This is a genomic window from Parageobacillus sp. KH3-4 (assembly GCF_022846435.1).
Taxonomy (GTDB): Bacteria; Bacillota; Bacilli; order Bacillales; family Anoxybacillaceae; genus Parageobacillus; species Parageobacillus thermoglucosidasius_A.
Genome location: NZ_AP025627.1, coordinates 2,015,547 through 2,035,763, shown reverse-complemented (window position 1 = coordinate 2,035,763; position 20,217 = coordinate 2,015,547). Strand labels below are relative to the sequence as shown.

15 protein-coding genes are annotated in these 20,217 nt (G+C 47.1%); 8 read left to right on the top strand and 7 right to left on the bottom strand.

Annotated features, from left to right (window positions below; genetic code table 11):
- Positions 1-14 precede the first annotated feature (14 nt).
- On the top strand, positions 15-860 hold the full coding sequence (locus MWM02_RS10485; RefSeq protein ID WP_064550427.1) for a TIGR03943 family putative permease subunit: 846 nt from the start codon (positions 15-17) through the stop codon (positions 858-860).
- Positions 861-891: 31 nt separating this feature from the next.
- Here the strand turns inward: MWM02_RS10485 and MWM02_RS10480 are convergent, their stop codons facing one another.
- On the bottom strand, positions 892-1,815 hold the full coding sequence (locus tag MWM02_RS10480) for an MBL fold metallo-hydrolase (protein ID WP_064550426.1): 924 nt from the start codon (positions 1,813-1,815) through the stop codon (positions 892-894).
- Positions 1,816-1,883: 68 nt separating this feature from the next.
- Between MWM02_RS10480 and MWM02_RS10475 the strand changes: the two genes are divergently transcribed.
- Positions 1,884-2,285, top strand: a complete 402-nt coding sequence (locus tag MWM02_RS10475) for a secondary thiamine-phosphate synthase enzyme YjbQ (protein ID WP_064550425.1) — start codon at positions 1,884-1,886, stop codon at positions 2,283-2,285.
- Positions 2,286-2,642: 357 nt separating this feature from the next.
- Here MWM02_RS10475 and map read toward each other — a convergent pair whose 3' ends face one another.
- Complete coding sequence (gene map / locus MWM02_RS10470) at positions 2,643-3,392, bottom strand: type I methionyl aminopeptidase (protein ID WP_064550424.1); 750 nt, start codon at positions 3,390-3,392, stop codon at positions 2,643-2,645.
- Positions 3,393-3,736: 344 nt separating this feature from the next.
- Positions 3,737-5,032 carry an ATP-binding protein gene (locus tag MWM02_RS10465; protein WP_244401951.1) on the bottom strand — a complete coding sequence of 432 codons (1,296 nt, stop codon included), beginning with the start codon at positions 5,030-5,032 and terminating at the stop codon, positions 3,737-3,739.
- A gap of 305 nt (positions 5,033-5,337) precedes the next feature.
- On the opposite strand from MWM02_RS10465, the gene MWM02_RS10460 reads away from it, so the two are divergent.
- From MWM02_RS10460 to MWM02_RS10450, 3 genes are all read left to right on the top strand, one after another.
- A complete protein-coding gene (locus MWM02_RS10460) occupies positions 5,338-5,583 on the top strand; it encodes a hypothetical protein (RefSeq protein WP_064550422.1) in 246 nt (81 codons plus the stop codon).
- A gap of 117 nt (positions 5,584-5,700) precedes the next feature.
- The gene (locus MWM02_RS10455; RefSeq protein WP_064550421.1) at positions 5,701-6,507 is read left to right on the top strand and encodes a uroporphyrinogen-III synthase; all 807 of its coding nucleotides are present in this window, start codon (positions 5,701-5,703) and stop codon (positions 6,505-6,507) included.
- A 569-nt stretch (positions 6,508-7,076) separates the two neighbouring features.
- Positions 7,077-7,613, top strand: coding sequence for a hemerythrin domain-containing protein (locus MWM02_RS10450; protein ID WP_064550420.1), 537 nt, complete (start codon positions 7,077-7,079; stop codon positions 7,611-7,613).
- A 132-nt stretch (positions 7,614-7,745) separates the two neighbouring features.
- On the opposite strand, the gene narI is transcribed toward MWM02_RS10450, so the two are convergent.
- Genes narI through MWM02_RS10430 form a run of 4 tightly spaced genes read right to left on the bottom strand, consistent with a single transcriptional unit; the run spans position 7,746 to position 14,167 of the window.
- Positions 7,746-8,450: a respiratory nitrate reductase subunit gamma gene (narI, locus tag MWM02_RS10445; RefSeq protein WP_064550419.1), complete on the bottom strand. Its 705-nt coding sequence runs from the start codon at positions 8,448-8,450 to the stop codon at positions 7,746-7,748.
- A gap of 3 nt (positions 8,451-8,453) precedes the next feature.
- Positions 8,454-9,002 carry a nitrate reductase molybdenum cofactor assembly chaperone gene (gene narJ, locus MWM02_RS10440; protein WP_244401950.1) on the bottom strand — a complete coding sequence of 183 codons (549 nt, stop codon included), beginning with the start codon at positions 9,000-9,002 and terminating at the stop codon, positions 8,454-8,456.
- 19 nt (positions 9,003-9,021) lie between these two features.
- Entirely contained in the window at positions 9,022-10,494 is a 1,473-nt protein-coding gene (gene narH / locus MWM02_RS10435) for a nitrate reductase subunit beta (RefSeq protein ID WP_064550417.1), read from the bottom strand.
- The gene (locus MWM02_RS10430; RefSeq protein ID WP_244401949.1) at positions 10,484-14,167 is read right to left on the bottom strand and encodes a nitrate reductase subunit alpha; all 3,684 of its coding nucleotides are present in this window, start codon (positions 14,165-14,167) and stop codon (positions 10,484-10,486) included. The genes narH and MWM02_RS10430 overlap by 11 nt, the downstream gene beginning before the upstream one ends.
- A 198-nt stretch (positions 14,168-14,365) precedes the next feature.
- Between MWM02_RS10430 and MWM02_RS10425 the strand changes: the two genes are divergently transcribed.
- From MWM02_RS10425 to MWM02_RS10415, 3 genes are all read left to right on the top strand, one after another.
- The gene (locus tag MWM02_RS10425) at positions 14,366-14,872 is read left to right on the top strand and encodes a metal-dependent hydrolase (RefSeq protein WP_064550415.1); all 507 of its coding nucleotides are present in this window, start codon (positions 14,366-14,368) and stop codon (positions 14,870-14,872) included.
- Positions 14,873-14,949: 77 nt separating this feature from the next.
- Positions 14,950-15,705: an alpha/beta hydrolase gene (locus MWM02_RS10420; RefSeq protein ID WP_064550414.1), complete on the top strand. Its 756-nt coding sequence runs from the start codon at positions 14,950-14,952 to the stop codon at positions 15,703-15,705.
- A 245-nt stretch (positions 15,706-15,950) separates the two neighbouring features.
- Positions 15,951-20,144 carry a bacteriocin-processing peptidase family protein gene (locus tag MWM02_RS10415; protein ID WP_244401948.1) on the top strand — a complete coding sequence of 1,398 codons (4,194 nt, stop codon included), beginning with the start codon at positions 15,951-15,953 and terminating at the stop codon, positions 20,142-20,144.
- Positions 20,145-20,217: the final 73 nt, after the last annotated feature.

Below are 20,217 nucleotides of genomic sequence, written 5' to 3'. Positions count from 1 at the left end.
AGAGGTGAAATCGCATGGTGCGAATGTATATTTTGCTTGGTTTTTCGTTTTTGTTTTTTCATTTATATATTACTGGGGAAATTAGCAAATATATTAATATGCGCTATTCTTACTTGTCATTCAGCGCCATTTTCGTATTCGCTTTTTTGACTATCGTCCAGCTTATTTTCGCCAGCCGCAAAGAGAAACATGAACATTGCCACGATGATTTATGTTGCCACGACCATAAGGAGCAAGCGCGATGGAAACGGGTCGCCAATTATATGATATTTATTTTTCCAATTGTATCCGCGTTGCTTCTTCCAGTAGCGACGCTTGATTCAGATATGGTGAAAGCGAAAGGCTTTCATATAAGGGGGTTCGCGACAAAAAGCGATGACCCGTTTGTCCAACGGCAATTTTTACGTCCGGATACAAGCATTTATTACGGAGCCGATGACTACGACGACTTGATGAGAAAGGAACTGAAAAAATTTTCAAAAACATCACACCTCGTATTGAATGCGGAGAATTATTTAAGTGCGATGGAAACGATCTATCAATTCCCGGGTCAGTTTGATGATCGAGACGTCGAATTTGACGGGTTTGTCTATCATGATGAGACGACGAAAAAAACACAGCTGTTTGTTCTTCGCTTTGGCATTATCCACTGTGTGGCCGATTCGGGGGTGTACGGGCTTTTAACGGAGTTTCCCGACAATCCTCATTTAGCGAATGATGAGTGGATTCATGTGAAAGGAAAGCTCTCCACCATTTATTATCAGCCGTATAATGCGACAATTCCTTATGTGAAGGTCAAATCGTGGCATAAAATCGGTGAACCGAAAGAACCATACGTATTTCGAAAGTATGACCAATAGGAAAAAAGGGGCCAATGGTAAGGCTCCTTTTTTAACGTATATCACAATCAAGCACTTCACCAAGCTTTAAACATTTCAATCTGCTTTCGTCTAAGCCGCGCCGCTTCCATTCGGCAAACAAACGGTCAAGCGCTTCTTTTGGAGTATCGTCGGCGAGGCGAAATGCGCCATAGTGCATTGGAACAAAATAGTCTGCCTGGCAATCAAAAAAGGCTTGTACCGCTTCTTCGGGAGTGACATGCTGCGGCCCCATAAACCATTCCGGTTCATATGCGCCGATCGGCAGAAGCGCGTAATCGATCGCAAAGCGTTCGCCAATCTCACGGAATCCGCGGAAATAGCCGCTATCGCCGGCAAAGTAGATCGTCGGTTTTTCCTTCGCTTGCATCACCCAGCCGCCCCAGTGGGATGTATTCATATCCCACAATGTCCGTCTTGTCCAATGCTGCGCGGGAACAAACGTAAAGGTGACACCATTAAATGATTGCTCCTCCCACCATGCGAATTCCGTCACTTGCTTATACCCTTTTCGCCGGAATAAACGGCCAAGCCCGACGGGAACGAACATGTGCGGCGTTCCTTTCAATTGGCGGATGCTCGGAAAATGCAAATGATCATAGTGCCCATGAGAAATAAGCACGACATCGACTTCAGGCATTTCATCCGGCGCAATGCCAGGTTTCGTAAGCCGCTTTGCTGTTCCCATGCGCGTTGCCCATACCGGATCGGTGACGATGGTGATGCCGTTTAATTGAATGACAAACGTAGAATGCCCGACCCAAGACAGCAATGTGCGATAACGGTTTGTGTGAAGAAGCGGATATTGCGGCGGGTCGGCATGGGGAACTTGATAGGATAAATCTTTCCTTTTGCTTCTCCGTTCCTTTTGCCAGCGGCGGAAATCGGCAAACGTTTTTTTGGTTGAAACACCGTCTAAGTTTTCGTACCTCTTCATCTGTATTCACCCTTTTTGCATGCGCTATAATATAAAGTAACAAATTTTTGATTGGTGGTGAAGGGAATATGTTGCAATCATTCACAATTCAAACGACAAAGCGCGATGAGATGGTGGACATCACTTCGTTCGTTGAACAAACGGTTCGCCAATCGGGAGTGACAGAAGGATTTGCCATTGTTTATTGCCCTCATACAACCGCGGGAATTACGATCAACGAAAACGCCGATCCTGATGTGAAGCGGGATATGATGCGCCGTTTTGATGAAACGTACCCGTGGGAACATCCGCTTGATCGCCATATGGAAGGGAATACAGCGGCGCATATGAAGGCAAGCACGGTCGGTGCGTCGCAGCATGTCATTATTACGAACGGCAAGCTTCTTTTGGGGAGATGGCAAGGAATTTACTTTTGCGAATACGATGGTCCGCGCCGACGGACGTTTTATGTGAAAGTCGTTGAGGGGTAAAAAGCGGACGTTATTGCGAATGAACGCAAAGCAGTTTAAAAAGCAAGGGAGAAATCCCTAGCTTTTTCAAGGGGTGCAGAAAACGGAGGGGCGACGCGTTTGCCGTGGCGAAGTGAACACGCGAATTGTGCAAAAGTTTCTGTTTCTGTGGAACGAAACCGCTGTTTCCACTAACTAGTGAGACGATAAAAAAGCGATGAAATCGAGCGAACAACGTGCTGTTTCTACACAATCACATGAAAACAAGCTATGGAAAAACAAAAATCGACTATAAAAACGATAATAATATTATGTAAACTTTGCAAAAACAGAAAAAAGACTAGCCAAAAAGCAATGGCTAGTCTTTTTCGTGAATGGTTAGGAAAGCGCCGTCAAAATAAGCGGGCCGTTTTTCGTAATCGCGATCGTATGTTCATATTGCGCGGAATAGGAACCGTCGACCGTTCTTGCTGTCCAGCCGTTATTGTCCATTTTGCTTTGCCATGCGCCGACATTTACCATCGGTTCAATCGTAATAACCATTCCTTCTTTGAGACGCAACCCTTTTCCTTTTTCACCGAAGTGAGGAATATACGGTTCTTCGTGAATCGTCGGTCCAATTCCGTGCCCGGTAAAATCGCGGACGACGGAAAAGCCGTTTGCTTCGACGTATGTTTGAATCGCATGGCCGATATCCCCAATGCGATTGCCAACAACTGCTTGTTCAATCCCTTTGTATAGAGATTGTTCCGTCACATAAAGCAATTTTTTTACTTCTTCGCTTACATCTCCAACCGCATATGTCCATGCGGAATCAGCAAGCGCTCCATGCAGGTTTACAACAAAATCGATCGTTACGATATCTCCGTTTTTTAATGGTTCATTGCGCGGAAATCCGTGGCAAATTTCATCGTTGATGGAAGCGCATGTTGCGTAAGGATAGCCTCGATATCCTTTTTGTTCCGGCTTGGCCCCATGTTTTGCTAAAAATGTTTCTACAAAACGGTCAATCTCCATTGTGGTAATTCCCGGCTTGATGAGCCGGGCGATTTCTTGATGGCAAGCTGCCAATAACTTTCCTGCTTCGTGCATTAATTTTATTTCTCTTTCTGTTTTCACATGAATCATGGAAAATCTCCTTTTCATTCATATATGAAACGATGGAAATTTATTGATGCCGTACTGAGACGGGTCTATGGTGTATTGTAGCAAAAAATAGCGTGAAGATAAACGAAAGACAACCTTAGTAATTTTATTCATAATTTTTTGTAAATTTTTGATGAAATGTCAAATAAAAGAGTTGCACGGCTTATAAATTTGTTTGCTGATAACCGTTTCTTTCCGCGCGAAACGCAAAGGCAGTTTGGAGGCTGTTCAACTTAGCATGCTATCGATGGTTTCGGACCGCTGGTGAAGTGCATGGACTGCTATGGAGAAAAAAACATTTTTCTATATATATGTTGAATATAGGTTTATAGTGCCATAAATAACTTTTTTTCCTCATTTTTCAAATTGTGAAAATCGGATGAAAGCGGAAGATAAATCGATACTTCCGTTCCTTTATGTATTTCACTTTCAATATGAATCATTCCATTCATCGATTCGATAATACGATATACGACCATCATCCCAAGGCCGGTGCCTTTAATGCCTTTGGTTGTAAAATATGGTTCTCCTAGACGTTCGATTTGTTCCTTCGTCATGCCGATTCCCGTGTCAGAAATGCGAATGAGCACGTGCTGTTTTTCGATGGAGACGTAAACTTGCAGCACACCGCCGTTTGGCATTGCTTCGATGGCGTTTTTCATAATATTAAGCAAGCATTGGCGGAATTTTTCACGCTCTCCCGTTATCGTAAACGGAGCTAACGTTGTTTTTACTTCTACGCTGTTCATGTTGGCAAGCGGGCGCAAAAGGTCGATAACACGTTCAATTTCTGTTTTGACATTCAGTTTTTCTATCGATTCCGGAGCGGGTTTTGCAAACGTTAAATAATCGGTAATGATCGCTTCAGCTCTATCCAACTCTTCAATTGCGATTCGTACATATTGCTTTCGTTTTTCGGGAGAAAGGTGGTGTTGTTCCAACAGTTGCATAAAGCCGCGCGCGGCAGTTAGCGGATTTCGTATTTCGTGGGAAATGGATGCGGCCAAGTGGCTTACCGCTTCCATTTTTTCCGCACGGATGATTCGTTTCCGCAACGCCATGTTTTTATATATCATTTCTTTTAATGAACAAGTAATGAGCATACATATCGGCTGAACGGACAAGTATGCAAGAGAAATGTCAGAGGATGATGGAATGCGGTGGAACATTTGCGCAAGGATGATAGATAAAATGCCGGAAAAAGTGCACAGCGCAGCGGCAAGCAATACGCGATGTTTAGATGACAGCGCGAGAAATTTTTTCGCCAATGCAATGCCTGTCACCATAATGAACAATGAAGTAATGGCAGTAACGAGAAAACCAGTCCCGCCAAACAAAGAACAATAACCGATTGTCACAAAACATAAAAACACGCTCGTCGCTGCACCTTTATATAAACTCCCTAACCAAAGCGGTATTTGTCGCAAGTCGAAAATGAATTCCCTGTCTGAACCGACGGGGATGGTAATACATAAGACAATGACGAGTGCGAAACAAACAGTAAGCAAATGATGCTTGATATGTTTAGGAATATTCTTTTCTTCTATCCATATTGGAACGATAAAAATCGGAATAAGAATAAAGAACAAATTAAGCAAAAAATCTTTTAAAATACTAAGCATAGCAGCACCTCTTTCGCGTAATGCGGTACAATTTAGAAGCAAATTCAACAATTACTGATAATATATTACATTGTAAACAAAAAACGTGTTGGATGTTAAGAGTGAATTCATAGTGTTTTTTTGACATAAATCTTCGTTTTTCAACATATATATATTGCTCACCAAGCTAGTTGTTTGCCATGGAGTAAACGCGTTTTTTTATCGACAAAACGGATATGCAAAGATAGCAATTTGTTGATTTTTCTTCGTTCTTTCTCCCGCTGTTTATTTTTATAATTGTTTAATGAAAGGGGGATTTTCCTATTATGGCGGAGCTGGATAAGCAGTTAATTGTTTGGATCGCGGAAAAACAACCGGTAAAAATTAAAACAGATCGCGGGGAAGCTACGTTTCTGCCTGTCAAATTATATAAAGATGCCCGTAAATTGTTTGTGTATAACCGGAAAATGAAGCTTATCAATATCTGCTTAGATCACGTCATTTCCATTGAACCGACTCGTATTTACGGGTCGTTTGATATAAGGAAAGAACAGGTAGTACATATGCATTAAGTGATGAAGCGAGCGGCCTTTTTTAATAAGGAGGCCGCTCGTTTTTATATATATTGCATAGCGGCAAGGTAGTATTTTACAATGAAAGTATTCGCAATTGGTAGAGGGGGATGAAACATGCGTGGAAAGCGTATCGTCTTATGTGCATCAAGAAAATTGGAGGAAATGACGACACTTATTGAGAAACAAGGAGGAATTGCGCTTGTGCGTCCAGCGCAAGGAACGGTATTTTCTAAAGAAGGAGAACTGGAAGACGAAATTCGCGCTGTGATCGCGATGCACCCGGACTGGCTTATTTTTACAACCGGTGTAGGAGTGGAAACATTGCTTCAGGCGGCAGAACGAGGCGGGATAAAAGAGGAATGGGTGAAAACGATCCAACAAGCGAACGTAGCGGCTCGTGGATACAAAACGGTTGCGGCGTTAAAAAAGATAGATATTTCTCCCGTAGCTGTTAGCGACGATGGCACAACTAAAGGACTGATTCGCTCGCTCAAGGAGTATTCCTTTGCGGAAAAGAAAGTGGTTGTCCAATTGCATGGAGATACGGCTCCGACATTAAAAAAATTCCTTGCAGAAAACGGCGCAGCATATACGGAACTGCTTCCATACCGCCATGTCGCTCCGGATAGGGAAGTGCTCGAAAAGCTGTATGAGGAAGTCGTTCATCGGGAAGTGGATGCCGTTTGTTTTACGGCGGCAATCCAAGTTCGCTTTTTATTTTCATTTGTAAAAGAACAAAAGGATATTGAATTGTTCCGGAGAGCATTGAATGAAGATGTGATCGCGTGTGCGGTCGGAAAAGTAACGGCGGAAGCGCTCCAAGAGGAAGGGATTGCCCGCGTTGTTGCCCCGGAACTGGAGAGGATGGGGGCAATGATTGTGACGTTATCGCAATATTTCGAACGCCAGTTGCAGAAATAAAACATTTTATTTCCAGACTATGTATAACATGACCGCTTTCACATAGACAGCGCTTAAGGACACGATTCCTTAAGCGTTTTTTATTATACGTAAGCATTTTATGATGGTCACAGGCGCCGGCGGGCGGCACGGACATCGAAATGGGCTCGTCACCGGAGCCGCCCTGCACAACCAATAAATTAATGCTTATTGAGTATGACAATGAAGGGAGATATAAACACCGGCTCGCAAATGTCCTATTCAACGCGGAAAAACGAAGATTACATATGATACGAAAGAGAAAAATCGCCGCATTCCGTTTAAGCGAAAGGTTGAAATATATGGGAAAAACGAAGCATTTACTAAAAGAGGAAAGCCGCGATCTTTTACTAGATTAGAGCAAGAGGTAGAGTGTGAATGGCGCGTTCGGAAAGCGAAGCACGACGTTCTTATTGATAAAAGCGCGGAACGATCACGCAGGAGACTCTTTTGCGTGATGTTTTTATTTGCGAATGGTGTGATATCGCTCACAACGTATTTGCGAAAAACAAGGTACAATCATGGCAAAGAAACAATAGGAGGGATGGAAGATGCATTCATTTTGCTGCCATATGGGTGGACAGGAAGAAGTGAAGCTATGCGCAGGTTTGCAGCGTTTAAAACAGGAACACGGACCGTTGCGTGAACAAAAACAGCGCCTGTTGGAACGGGCACAAGCAATCGTCGGCGACAAGGAAGAGCAAAATTGGCGGGAACGGTTGCTTGCGTTGCGGGAAAGTGTACAGGCATTTGTGAATGAACTAGATCCGCACTCCGAGCGGGAAGAAGGTGTGCTGTTTCCAATGATGGCGCAATATATCGGAAGAACATCCGGCCCGATTGCCGTCATGGAGTATGAACATGATCAGGCGAAGCAGCGGCTTGCTTCCTTTTTAGCGGAAACCGCGGAGCTTCCGGCAACGGTCGACCGCGACAGTGCGGCGGCGCTCGCCAATGTGGTGATCGACGCTTATCATATTTTAGCGGAACACTTTATGAAAGAAGAAAATGTGTTGTTTCCGATGGCTGAACGCCTGCTGTCCGCCGAAGAAAAAGAAGAATTGGCGGAAAAAATAAACCAAATATGAGAAAAAAACGGGATGTCTCCTTGATAACAGGTACATCCCGTTTTACATACACGCAAAAAATCTCTCGCCTCTGTAAGAAAAGAGGCGGGAGATTCGGAATTATATGTGAAAGGGGATTCGGACATGTTGCGATCAATGAATGTTATACGTCTGCTTCGCTTGTTTTGGCATGCGTTTGCGGTACACGACATAGCTTCGGCGCAAGTAGCGAAGCGGAAAGCTAAACACATGTACGAGCCGTGTAAACGGCCAAACGGCGAAAATGCCTAACGCCGCAATCACATGAATTTGAAATATGATTGGGACTTGCTCCATATAGGCTGGATTTGGCCGGAGCGCTAGGATGCTGCGAAACCATGGCCCGATTGTTGCCCGGTAATCAAAGCCGTTCGAATCGATATTGAACAGCGTAGAAGAAAGGCCGGTTAGGATGACAACCGCAAGGAAGAAGAGAGCGATCCAGTCGCCGCGGCTGCTTGTTGCCCGCACGCGTTTTACTGTTATGCGCCGGCGAATGAGGATGATAAGCCCGATGAAAGCGAGCAGTCCTGCCGGAATGCCGCCGGCAAGAGCAATAAGATGGTATGTTTCTTCCGATATGCCAAGTGTTTGGTAAACTGGTTCAGGAATTAAAATTCCCATGACATGCCCTACAAAGACAAACAGTATTCCCCAATGAAAGAGAAGGCTGCCGAGGCGTAGCTGTTTTTTTTCCAATACTTCACTCGATTTTGATGTCCAGCCGAATTGATCGTATTGGTAACGCCAAATATGCCCGCTGATAAAAATGGTTAAGGAAATATAAGGTAAAATCACCCAAAGAAATTGTCTGAGCACAGGTTACACACTTCCTTTCGCAATTGGCTTTACGCCGAGTTCTTCGAGTGCTAGAAAAATGGCGTCGAAAATGGCGGTGTAAGGACTTCCATTGGCAGCAAGATGTTTTCGAATTTCATCGATATTGTCCGCATATGTTTCAAAGAGCGGAACAACATATTGTTGTTCCGCATAGGCGGCAAACTCAAGCATAAGCGGCAAATAATCTGGGAGTTCCTGCTCGGTTGTATCAAATCCAGCCGCTTTATAGCGCTGTTTCAGCTGCAAAAGTTCCATTCCCCGCTCACGCTGTTCACCAGTATTCATGTAGGTAACGTACAAATTTGTTTTTTTGCCGAAATCGAACGTTTCGACATATTGTTCCATGCGCTGTCGGGCAGGGACGGCCTGGATTTCATGGATAAAAGTGGTGATTTTATCGTTGATCGTCTCATTTTGTACTGTGTTGATCATTTCCAGGCAATCGTTCAACAAGTCTGCCCATTCATCATCGGGATATGATAATAAATAGGATGTACATAAAAATACTGCTTTCATTTGTTCTCGATTCATCGTCCAATCCCCTCCCGCATTAAGAAAGCGTGCCGCATGCGCCGGGGCCGCCGGCGAATGACAAGCCGCAGCTTCCTTGTTCCGCATATAATTCCGCAACTTCTTCGCGGTGGGAGGAAGGAACGACGAAACGGTCATGGTATTTGGCGATCGCGAGCAAGCGATACATGTCTTCGATGTCTTGCTCGCTTAACCCGAGTTCTTCAATCATGCGGATATCCGGTTGCTTGTTCGTTTGCTTTGCGCGCATATAAGAGCGCATCGCCGCCATTTTTTTCAACGTGATGCGGATATGGGTCTCATCGCCGGCTGTCAGCAAGTTCGCCAAATATTCGATTGGGATGCGCATTTCATCAATCGCCGGGAAAATATCTTCCGCATTCGCTTTGCTTCCTTTTCCTTCAAACAGATTCATGATCGGGCTTAGTGGCGGAATGTACCATACCATTGGCAATGTCCGGTATTCTGGATGAAGCGGAAGCGCGATTTTCCAGTCGACAATCATTTTATAAATCGGCGAACGCTGTGCCGCTTCAATCCATTCATCTGGAATGCCTTCTTCTTTTGCTTTTGCGATCACTTCCGGATCATGCGGGTCGAGGAAAATGCCAAGCTGGGCGTGGTACAGCGCTTTTTCCTCTTCCACGCTTGCCGCTTCTTTCACTTTGTCAGCATCATAAAGCATGACGCCGATATAGCGGATGCGGCCAACGCACGTTTCCGCGCAAATCGTCGGCATGCCCGCTTCAATGCGCGGGAAGCAGAGCGTGCATTTTTCCGCTTTATTTGTTTGCCAGTTAAAATATACCTTTTTATACGGACAGCTTGTTACGCAATATCGCCAAGCGCGGCAGGCGTTTTGGTCGACGAGGACGATGCCGTCCTCGTCGCGTTTGTACATCGCCCCCGACGGGCAGCTTGAGACGCACGCTGGATTGATGCAATGCTCGCAAATGCGCGGCAAATACATCATAAAGACGTTTTCGAACTCCGCCCGGATCGATTGTTCCATTTTGACAACATTTGGGTCTTTTAAACCGGTAATATGGGCGCCAGCGAGGTCGTCTTCCCAGTTCGGTCCCCATGACAGTTCCATGAATTCGCCGGTAATGGCTGATTTCGGGCGGGCGACCGGCTGATGGCGTTTTTGCGGGCTATTTGTCAATGTTTCGTAATCGTAATTCCACGGTTCGTAGTAATCATCAATCGTTGGCTGGTACGGGTTGTAAAACAAGTTAACAAGGCGCATCGCTTTCGAGCCGGATTTGAGCTGGAGCTCGCCGTTTTTAAGCTCCCAGCCGCCTTTATATTTTTCTTGGTCTTCCCATTGTTTCGGATAACCGATTCCCGGCTTTGTTTCCACGTTGTTGAAGTACATATATTCTGCGCCGGGGCGGTTTGTCCACGTATTTTTGCAAGTGACGCTGCATGTATGGCAACCAATGCATTTATCCAAGTTCATGACCATGCCGACTTGCGCTTTAATCTTCAAGCCAATCAACCTCCTCTAATTTGCGGATAATGACGTACAAGTCGCGTTGGTTTCCTGTTGGGCCGTAATAGTTAAAGCCGTAGCTTAATTGCGCGTATCCGCCGATCATATGTGTCGGCTTCACATGGATGCGCGTCGGGCTGTTGTGCGTGCCGCCGCGGTTGTTTGTCAGTTTCGTGCCCGGAACGTTAATGTGCCGGTCTTGGGCATGGTGCATAAACGCCATGCCGCGCGGCAAGCGGTGGGAAACAACGGCGCGGGCAACGACGACGCCGTTGCGGTTGAAACATTCAATCCAGTCGTTATCGCGAATGCCGGCTTCTTCGGCATCATCTTTGTTGATCCAGACGGTCGGGCCGCCGCGGAAAAGAGTGAGCATTGGCAGCGCATCAAAATACATGCTGTGAATCGACCATTTATTATGCGGCGTTAAATAGTTCAAAACGATTTCCTTTCCTTTTGCTTCCGGACGCTTTTTCGAGAACGGGCGGTGCTGCAATATCGGCTTAAAGGTAGCCATCGCTTCGCCAAATTCGTGCATGAGCTCATGGTCGAGATAGAATGACTGCCGCCCTGTCAATGTACGCCACGGAATGAGCCGCTCGACATTCGTTGTAAACGGAGAATAGCGCCGTCCTCCTTTTTCTGAACCGCTAAATGCCGGCGAGGTGATGACCGTTTTCGGCTGCGCTGTAATTTGTTCAAATGTAAAACATTCTTCTTCGCGTTCTTTCGCCAAATCGACAAGCGATAAATTTGTCTTTTTCTCGAGCGTTTTCCACGCTTTCATCGCCACTTTTCCGTTCGTCGTCGAGGATAATGTGAGAATCGCTTCCGCCACTTTTTTCGCATCGCTGATGTCCGGGCAGCCGGCAGCGGTCGCCGCGCATTTGATCGTTCCTAACATCTTTTTCAATTTTTCGTATTCGTCTTTGGCTGACCAAGCGATGCCTTTTGCGCCCATTGGCTGTTTGGCCACATTCGGTCCAAGTGCGATCATTTTCTCGTAAATAAGCGTATAATCGCGTTCAACAACGTGAATGTTTGGCATCGTTTTTCCCGGAATCGGTTCGCACTCGCCTTTGCTCCAGTCACGGACTTTGCCGAACGGCTGCGCCAGTTCTTGTGCTGTATCGTGCATAAGCGGGGTGGCGACGACTTCTTTGACCGGCTTCATGCCGATTTGTTTGGCGACATCGGAGACAGCTTTTGCTAATGATTTGAAAATGTCCCAGTCCGAGCGTGCTTCCCAAGGGGAAGAAATCGCCGGATTGAACGGATGAATGAACGGATGCATATCTGTGCTGTTTAAATCATGTTTTTCATACCATGTCGCCGCCGGAAGAACGACATCAGAGTAAAGCGCTGTTCCCGCCATGCGGAAATCAAGGTTCACTAACAAGTCCAGTTTTCCTTCCGGCGCCTTGTCCCGCCATTTGATTTCTTGCGGACGCAGACTGTCTTTATCGTCGTTTAGCAAACCGTGCGTAGTGCCAAGCAAGTGTTTTAAGAAATATTCATGGCCTTTGCCGGAGCTCGAAATTAAATTTGCGCGCCAGACGATTAAGTTTCTTGGAAAGTTGACTTCGTTGTCCGGGTCTTCAATTGCAAATTGCAATTGTTTCGTTTTGAGCTGTTCGGCCACGTAATTTCCAATTTGTTCTGGAGTTGTTGCGCCATTGGCGATAGCTTCTTTGTAAAGATCAATGCCGTTTTTGTTAAATGTTGGATAAGACGGAAGCCAGCCAAGCCGAGCAGCGAGCACGTTATAATCCGCGTAGTGCGAATAGCGAGCTTTTTTCACAAGCGGTGATACGAGTTCATCGACCGGCGTTTCTTCATAGCGCCATTGATCGGTCGCAAAGTAGAAGAACGATGTACCGTTTTGCAATTTCGGCGGCGCTGTCCAATCGCGCGCTGTCATAATCGTTTGCCATCCTTCCACCGGACGAAGTTTTTCTTGCCCGACGTAGTGCGCCCAGCCGCCGCCATTGACGCCTTGTGCGCCGACGAACAAGACGAGGTTCAATACGGCGCGGTAAATCGTATCGGAGTTAAACCAATGGTTAATGCCGGCGCCAACGATAATCATCGAGCGCCCATTCGTGTCGACCGCGTTTTGCGCAAACTCGCGCGCGATTTTAATGGCAAGCTCCCGTTTCACCCCCGTAATCGCTTCTTGCCATGCCGGCGTAAATGGAACGAGGTCATCATATGTTCGGGCAACGTTTCCGCCGATGCCGCGGTCAACCCCGTAATTGGCGAGGACGAGGTCATAGACGGTCGTGACATATATTTCGCCATCTTCGATTTGCACTTTTTTCGCCGGAACAACGCGTTCGATCGTTTTCCTTCCTTCTTCGGTAAAGTACGGAATATGAATTGTGACAAGTTCGTCTTCCATACCTAAAAACGATAGGCGCGGTTCGATCGGTTTTTCTGTTTCTTCATCGACCATGCGCAAATTCCATTTTCCTTGACCGTCCCAGCGTGAGCCGATCGTTCCGTTTGGGATCACAAACGAATTTGTGTTGTCATCGTAAACGATCGGTTTCCATTCGGCGTTGGTGACGTTGCGGCCGAGATCTTTTGCATGCAAGAAGCGGCCGGCCACCCATTTGTCGCCGTCTTTTTTCAACATTACGACAAATGGGAAATCAGTGTACGTTTTTGCGTATTGCTGGAAGTAAGGAACTTGCTGATCGACGTAATATTCTTTTAAAATGACATGCCCCATCGCCATCGCGAGTGCGCCGTCCGTTCCTTGTTTGACGCTGAGCCAATCGTCGGCAAATTTCGTCGATTCGGCATAATCCGGGCTGACGGAAACAACTTTGGTGCCACGGTAGCGGGCTTCTGCTAAAAAGTGGGCGTCCGGCGTCCTGGTGAGCGGCACGTTCGAACCCCATGTAATAATGTAGCCGGAGTTGTACCAATCGCTCGATTCGGGAACGTCGGTCTGGTCGCCCCAAATTTGCGGCGATGCCGGCGGCAAGTCCGCATACCAGTCGTAAAAGCTGAGCATCGGCCCGCCCATCAGCTGCATAAAGCGCGAACCAGCCGCATGGCTGACCATCGACATTGCTGGAATTGGCGAAAAGCCGACATTGCGGTCAGGGCCGTATTTGATAACGGTATATAATAAGGAAGCAGCGACTAGCGTTAACGCTTCATCCCAGCTGACGCGGACAAATCCGCCTTTTCCGCGCGCTTGTTTATACTGTTTTGCTTTTTCCGGATTTTCGACGATGCTTTTCCAAGCGTCAAGCGGGTTTTTATGTTTTTTTAACGCTTCCCTCCACATATCCATCAAGATGCCGCGCACGTATGGATATTTGACGCGGAGCGGGCTGTAAATGTACCATGAAAAACTCGCGCCGCGGGGACAGCCGCGCGGTTCAAAATCCGGCATATCCGGTCCGGTTGATGGATAATCGATTTGTTGTCCTTCCCATGTGACAATGCCGTCTTTGACGTAGATGTTCCAGCTGCACGAACCAGTGCAGTTGACTCCATGGGTCGAACGAACGACCTTATCGTGCTGCCAGCGGCGGCGGTAAGCATTTTCCCAATCGCGGTCGCCATACGTCACTTCACTATGATCATTGGCGTACCGTTCAATCGGTTTTATATATTTGAAACGGTTCAATAATGGAGATCGTTTTCGTTTCATTTTGTTTCACTCCTTCAACAATTTGTGTAATCTACTATATCCATAATGGAAATAAAGAGATGTGAACTTTGTCACATTTGTCTCGGTTGTCACAAATCTGTCAAACGATGACGAAAAAGTATGAACATATAAAAAACGAACAAACATTCTTTTTATGTGCTATAATAAAGGAAAAATTTTTATATGCAGGAGGTCACTTTGCGATATCATAGTCATATTGTTACATCATTGCTATTAGGAGCAACGGCAGCGGCACAAACATCGCTTTCTTTTACAGTAAGCTATACGGCGGGAATTGTCGTCGGCAGCTTGCTCCCGGACATTGACGAGCCGACATCGTACGTCGGGCGGCGTTCATTTGGCGTATCGAATAAAGTAAAAGAAGCGTTCGGCCATCGCGGCATGACCCATTCGCTTTTCGTATGGGGAATCATCGCACTTGTCGTAATGTGGGAATCATCTTCGCTATTTGCGGCTGGCTTTGCGCTTGGCTATTTGTTTCATATTCTCGAAGACTTTTTTTCTGTCCAAGGTGTGCCTCTCTTTTGGCCGTTCACTACAAAGCGGTTTAAAATTCCGCTTTATCGTACAGGCAATATCGTAGAAAAGGCGTTGTTTTACGCGGCGTTTGTTTTGCTTATCTATCTCGGTACAAAAGAACAGCTGTTTTCTGAATGGTGGCGTTCGCTTGCTTTGTTTTGGTGAGGAAAAAGGAAAAAAGCCTGTCGGCGGCGAATACAAATTACAAAAGGAAGCGCATTTTCTGAAGTGGGGGAGAGGAGATGAAAGAGAGGTACCCTGTACTGCCAGGGGCGGAGCCGTTTTATTTTGAAGGAAGTCGCACGGGCATTTTGCTTTCTCACGGTTTTACCGGCACGACGCAAAGCATGCGTCCGTTAGGCGAAGCATACGCCAAGGCGGGCTATACCGTCTGCGGCCCGCGTCTGAGAGGACATGGAACGCATTATGAAGATATGGAGCAGACGACATACGAAGATTGGATTCATTCCGTGGAAGAGGGGTACCAATGGCTGAAAGAGCGGTGTGGCATTATTTTTGTGACAGGATTGTCGATGGGCGGGACGCTCGCATTGTATATGGCCGAGACCTATCCTGACATTCAAGGCATCGTTCCGATCAACGCAGCTATCGACATACCGGTTATGGCCGACGGCGCCGCTCATCGTGCTGAGCTGCCGCGCTACTTGGACGCGATCGGCTCGGATATTAAAAATCCGGAAGTGAAAGAGCTGGCGTATGAAAAAACGCCAACCGCTTCACTTCAACAAATTGTCAAACTGATGGAGAAAGTAAGAAACAACCTTCACCGCATTACATGTCCAGCGCTTATTTTTGTGTCGGAAGAAGACCATGTCGTCCCGCCGGATAACTCACGGCTGATTTTGCAGAAAATCAGCTCGGCGGAAAAAGAACTCATATCTTTGAAAAACAGCTACCATGTCGCGACGCTGGACTATGATCAACAAACGATTATCGATTTATCGCTGCGCTTTTTTGCCATGCATGCGAATAAATAAAAAGCTTGGCCCGTCATTGTTCCGCTCATTGCGATTTTTGCTGCGCATACAAACAAAAAAGAGATTTGCCCGCCATCATCCGCGGGCAAATCTCTTTTGCTAGGAAAGATAGGATTCATTTCCTGTCGTGTCTTTAAAAACTATAGCACTTCTCTGCGGTTCATTTTACACTAGGAATATCACAAAAAGTTGGCATTGTTTGTTGGAATGCCTTGTACAGTTATAGTAGAAAAGGAGCTTTGTACATGGATATAGAACGAATCGCAACCTATATAAAAGAAAAACGCATTATCGAAGCATTAGAGGAAATAAAGCCGATGCTTCAGAAAGCAAAGGAACATCCGTTGTGCTGGAGAATGCCGCTGCAGGCATGGCAAACAGCGGACTCGTTTCATCATCTGATCCGTTTGTTTGATTATGCGTTAATGTACCGCCATAGCGCGCTGTTGGCGCGCTACGCCCACCGCCGTTTTGCGACGCTGCAGACGCTGACGTGGGTATGTGATGAGTGGCTCGAAGAACGGCGGCCACTGGATGTCGAAGAAGCGCTACGGCCGCGTTTGGAAGAAGCAATTGCAAACGGAAAGGAAAAACCGGAACATATCGCGCGCGCTGCATTCACACTCGTGCGCACTTTTTTGGAAATGCACAGGATCGCAGAGGCACAGCAGTGGATGGACGTAGTAGAACGATACGAAACGATTCCGATGTACGATAAATGGGGATACTTTTATATGGAAGCGGGCGACCGCGACAGAGCGGAAGAAATATTGCAGAAAGGATTGGATGAGCCGGAGCGCGGCGATATGTGCCATTTGCTTTTGGCCGACTTGTACGCGCTAAACGGCTGCCAGCGGAAAGCACTAGAAGTTGTCGAGCGTGGCATCAAACGGTTTCCGCAAGTGCCGGCGTTATATGTGGAAAAAGCGCGCCGGCTACGCGATTTGCATGAGTACGAAGCAGCGCTCGAAGCGATGGAGGAGGTCGACCGCCTCACTCCGTTTCATGTCCACCATCGCTATTTTGCCCATGTGCGTGCGCAAATCTATTACAAGCTTGGCAAATTCGATAAACTAGCGGCGCTTGTTCGAACAGAGAAATCATTGGCATCTACGCCATACGTGCGCGCAAGCGAACGCGCTTCCCTGCCGCAAGTGATCTTGCCGCTTGTGCCTGTCGTGCAAAAACACAATTATTGTGTGCCCGCGAGTTTGGAAATGATGCTGTGGCTGTTGGGCAAGGAGCGCACACAAGATGAAGTGGCTCAGCATGTTTTTGATGTTCGCGGTTCAAAATTGTCGACAACCGTACATTATTTGGAAACGCTCGGCTTTTTATGCCGCTTTTTCGTCGGTTCCGTGGAGCGATGGAAACGGTTGATCGATGCCGGAATTCCCGTGCTGCTAAGCGTCGATTACGAACAATCTTCGCATGTGCAAGTATTGTTTGGCTATGATGAGCGCCTCGGGGCGTTTTACGTGCAAGATCCAAACATGCTCGAGCCGTTTGTGGTTGCTTATGACGAAGTCGAAAGATGGTATGCGGGAACACATTATTTGTCGATTGCTGCGATTCCCCGGGAAAAAGAAGCGATTGCCGTGTTGCTGCCGGAAGCGGAAGATCAATATTTCCGCCAGCTTCATGCCTTCGCCGAAAAAATGGATGAAGATGACCAAGCGTATATTGCGCCGTTTCTCGCGTTTTTGCGCCAGCATGAACACATCCCATACACGTGGCTGTATGTTGTGAAGCATTTTGGCACAGAAGAAGCGAAAGAGCTGCTTCTCGATTATACCGAGCGGGTGCTTGCTAAATACGGCGATATTAATGATTTACTGCTTGCGGCGGCGAAAGCGTACGTGTACGGGAAAGAAATCGAACGAGCCGAAGCGGTGCTGGCGCGGGTGAAAGGAAAAGCCAGCAGTCCACTGTATCACTATTTGCGAGGACGGGTCGCGTTTTACGAAAGCCGGTACGAAGAAGCAAGCCGCCATTTCCGGGCTTCTCTTCAGCTCGATCCCGACCAGCCCGATGTCTGGAGCTATATGGCCCTTAGCATTGCGTACGGTGGAAAGGAAAAGAAAGGGCTGGAACTGTCGCAAATCGCTTTAACGCTACATCCCGACGATCTGTTTATTGGCACGAACCACGGCATCATGTTATTTCAGGCCAAACAATTTCAGGAGGCGCGCGCCTTTTTTGACCAATTGCTGCGCCGTCATAAACGCGATGCCCATTTATGGTATGAACGGGCGCGCTGCGATGAAATGCTAGGAAAGATCCGCAAAGCGGAACGCGGCTTTCTTGTCGCTAAAGCGCTCGATGGCGAAGAGCCGTATCCATATTTGGCGTTAGCGGATTTATATGAAAATGAGTTAGGGGATCGGCAAAAAGCTGAAGCTGTTTTGCTGGAAGGAGCAGAAAAGGCTGGAAGCGCCCCTGAGCTACACGTTCGCCTTGGCGACTGGTATATGGAACGAGACGAAGCGGAAAAGGCGGAAGCGCATTACCAAAAAGCGCTGGAACAAGAGGAAAAAGAAATCTTTGCCCATCTCGGTCTTGCATACGTGATGATGCAACGTGGGCAGCGCGATGAAGCAAAACAGTATTTATTGGACAAGAAGCCGTTATTTGCCCAAAACAGCGAGTATCTATTAAATGCCGGGAAAATGCTCCTGGCCAATGAGCTAGCCATAGAAACGGAAGAAAAAGGAACTGCGCTTGCCTTTCTTGAAGAAGGATTGTGCCTTGCGCAATTTGATGTGGCAGAAGCGTATGAGTTTTATATCGAACAACTGACCGAACTTTCTCTTGTCGACCGCGGGATAGCTTTTCTTGAGAAGCTCATCGACGAGCGTCCGACTGATGTAAACGCGCTTTGTTACCTCGGCGTGCTTTATGAGCAAAGCGGCATGTTTTCGAAAGCGATCGGTTTATATGAACGGGCGAGCAAGGTGCGAAAAAGCACGTTTCCGCTCTATCGTCTGGCCGAAACGTATCGCGCGTTTGAACGCTGGGACGAGGCAAAACGGTATTATGAAGCGTGTCTCGAGGTCGATGATACGTTTGCGGTGGCTCACCTTCGCTTAGCTGTTCTTTACGAAATGGAGGAAAACATTGATAAGCAGCGGTTCCATCTGCAAAAAGCGCTCGAACACGATCCGTTGCACGTCCATGTGGAACATGCCGTCGCGCTGTTTGACGATCCGTCCCTGCTTCTCCAAACAATGGAATCTGTGCGGGAACGAGCGGGCGACGTTTGGTACTATGACAGCCTCGGTTACGTATATGGAGCAATGGGGGATGTTTCCAAAGAAAAAGAGGCGGTCAAACAAGCGCTTCGCCTCCATCCTGATCATCCGGATGTGCTCCACCATGATGCGAAAGTGCTTGTCAAGGAAGGGAAGCCACGCGAAGCGATCGCCATCCTTGAGCGGCTGATTGAGCAGGATGTCCGTAACGAAGCCTTGTATGAAACTTATGTTCAAGCGTTTTCGTATACAATGAGAGGAATAGGAAAACTGCGCGAGCGGCTGCGCAAATGGAAGCTTGACAATCAAAAGAAAAGCATCGTATACATGCACACCGCTTCCGCCCTTTCCCCATATATGATCGACATAACATGGGCTGAGGAGGATGGCTCTTTCGCCAAACGGCTATGGACAAAAGCAAAAGCATGGACGAAAGAAATGGTTGTTGTTTCTGCTGTTTTGGATTTATACGAAACGGCGCTCCGTTTGGACAGCGGCAATATAGAAGCATATGAGCGACTTGCCCAGTTTTATGAAGCGGCGGAATTGACGGATGATGCGATCAAAACGCTGCGCAAGGCGTTAACATACGAGTGGAATGCCGGTGTCGCCCGTGAGCTTGCCATGCTGTTGGCCCACTCGGAGAGTAGCAAGCTGCAAAAAGAAGCAGGCGAGTGGATCGACCGTCTCCTCGCTGAACAGCCGAACGACCTGGCTATGCTGGAATTAAAGGCGTTCTTGCTTCTTGACGATGGACGGGAGGAGGAGGCGGAAAATCTATTTCGTTCCTTAGTCGAAATGGAGCCATTTTTACATCGCAGTATTTTGACGTTAGGAGCGATGTATATGGCAAAACAGCGCTATGCCGAAGCGATTGCCGTACTTGCAAACGGACTTTCCCATCATCCGCATGATGCAGAGATGAGGCAAGAATTGGCGCGTGCGTATGATGAAGCGGGGCAGACGGAAAAGGCGCTTTCCGTTATCGACGAATGTCTTCAATTTGCTGAAGAGGATTTATCCGCTCGTTATCAACGGGCGTGCTATTTAGCCAAGCTTGGGCGAATCGAGGAAGCCGGGCGCGAACTGGCACATGTTCTCGATGAAGATGAAACGGGAGATTTTGTCGAACTGGCTAACGAAGAACCAGCGTTGGCGCCGCTGCTGCAGCTGTCGGCGGAGAAATAACGGCGCTGGTTTTGTGAAACTTTTTCTTTTCTTTTTTCGCTAAGTTTGCTATGTTATGTAAGGAAACTTTTTT

Coding starts and splice junctions, on each gene's coding strand:
- MWM02_RS10485 (WP_064550427.1), top strand. CDS start 15: ATGGTGCGAATGTATATTTTGCTTGGTTTTTCGTTTTTGTTTTTTCAT.
- MWM02_RS10480 (WP_064550426.1), bottom strand. CDS start 1,815: ATGAAGAGGTACGAAAACTTAGACGGTGTTTCAACCAAAAAAACGTTT.
- MWM02_RS10475 (WP_064550425.1), top strand. CDS start 1,884: ATGTTGCAATCATTCACAATTCAAACGACAAAGCGCGATGAGATGGTG.
- map (WP_064550424.1), bottom strand. CDS start 3,392: ATGATTCATGTGAAAACAGAAAGAGAAATAAAATTAATGCACGAAGCA.
- MWM02_RS10465 (WP_244401951.1), bottom strand. CDS start 5,032: ATGCTTAGTATTTTAAAAGATTTTTTGCTTAATTTGTTCTTTATTCTT.
- MWM02_RS10460 (WP_064550422.1), top strand. CDS start 5,338: ATGGCGGAGCTGGATAAGCAGTTAATTGTTTGGATCGCGGAAAAACAA.
- MWM02_RS10455 (WP_064550421.1), top strand. CDS start 5,701: ATGCGTGGAAAGCGTATCGTCTTATGTGCATCAAGAAAATTGGAGGAA.
- MWM02_RS10450 (WP_064550420.1), top strand. CDS start 7,077: ATGCATTCATTTTGCTGCCATATGGGTGGACAGGAAGAAGTGAAGCTA.
- narJ (WP_244401950.1), bottom strand. CDS start 9,002: ATGAATCGAGAACAAATGAAAGCAGTATTTTTATGTACATCCTATTTA.
- MWM02_RS10430 (WP_244401949.1), bottom strand. CDS start 14,167: ATGAAACGAAAACGATCTCCATTATTGAACCGTTTCAAATATATAAAA.
- MWM02_RS10420 (WP_064550414.1), top strand. CDS start 14,950: ATGAAAGAGAGGTACCCTGTACTGCCAGGGGCGGAGCCGTTTTATTTT.
- MWM02_RS10415 (WP_244401948.1), top strand. CDS start 15,951: ATGGATATAGAACGAATCGCAACCTATATAAAAGAAAAACGCATTATC.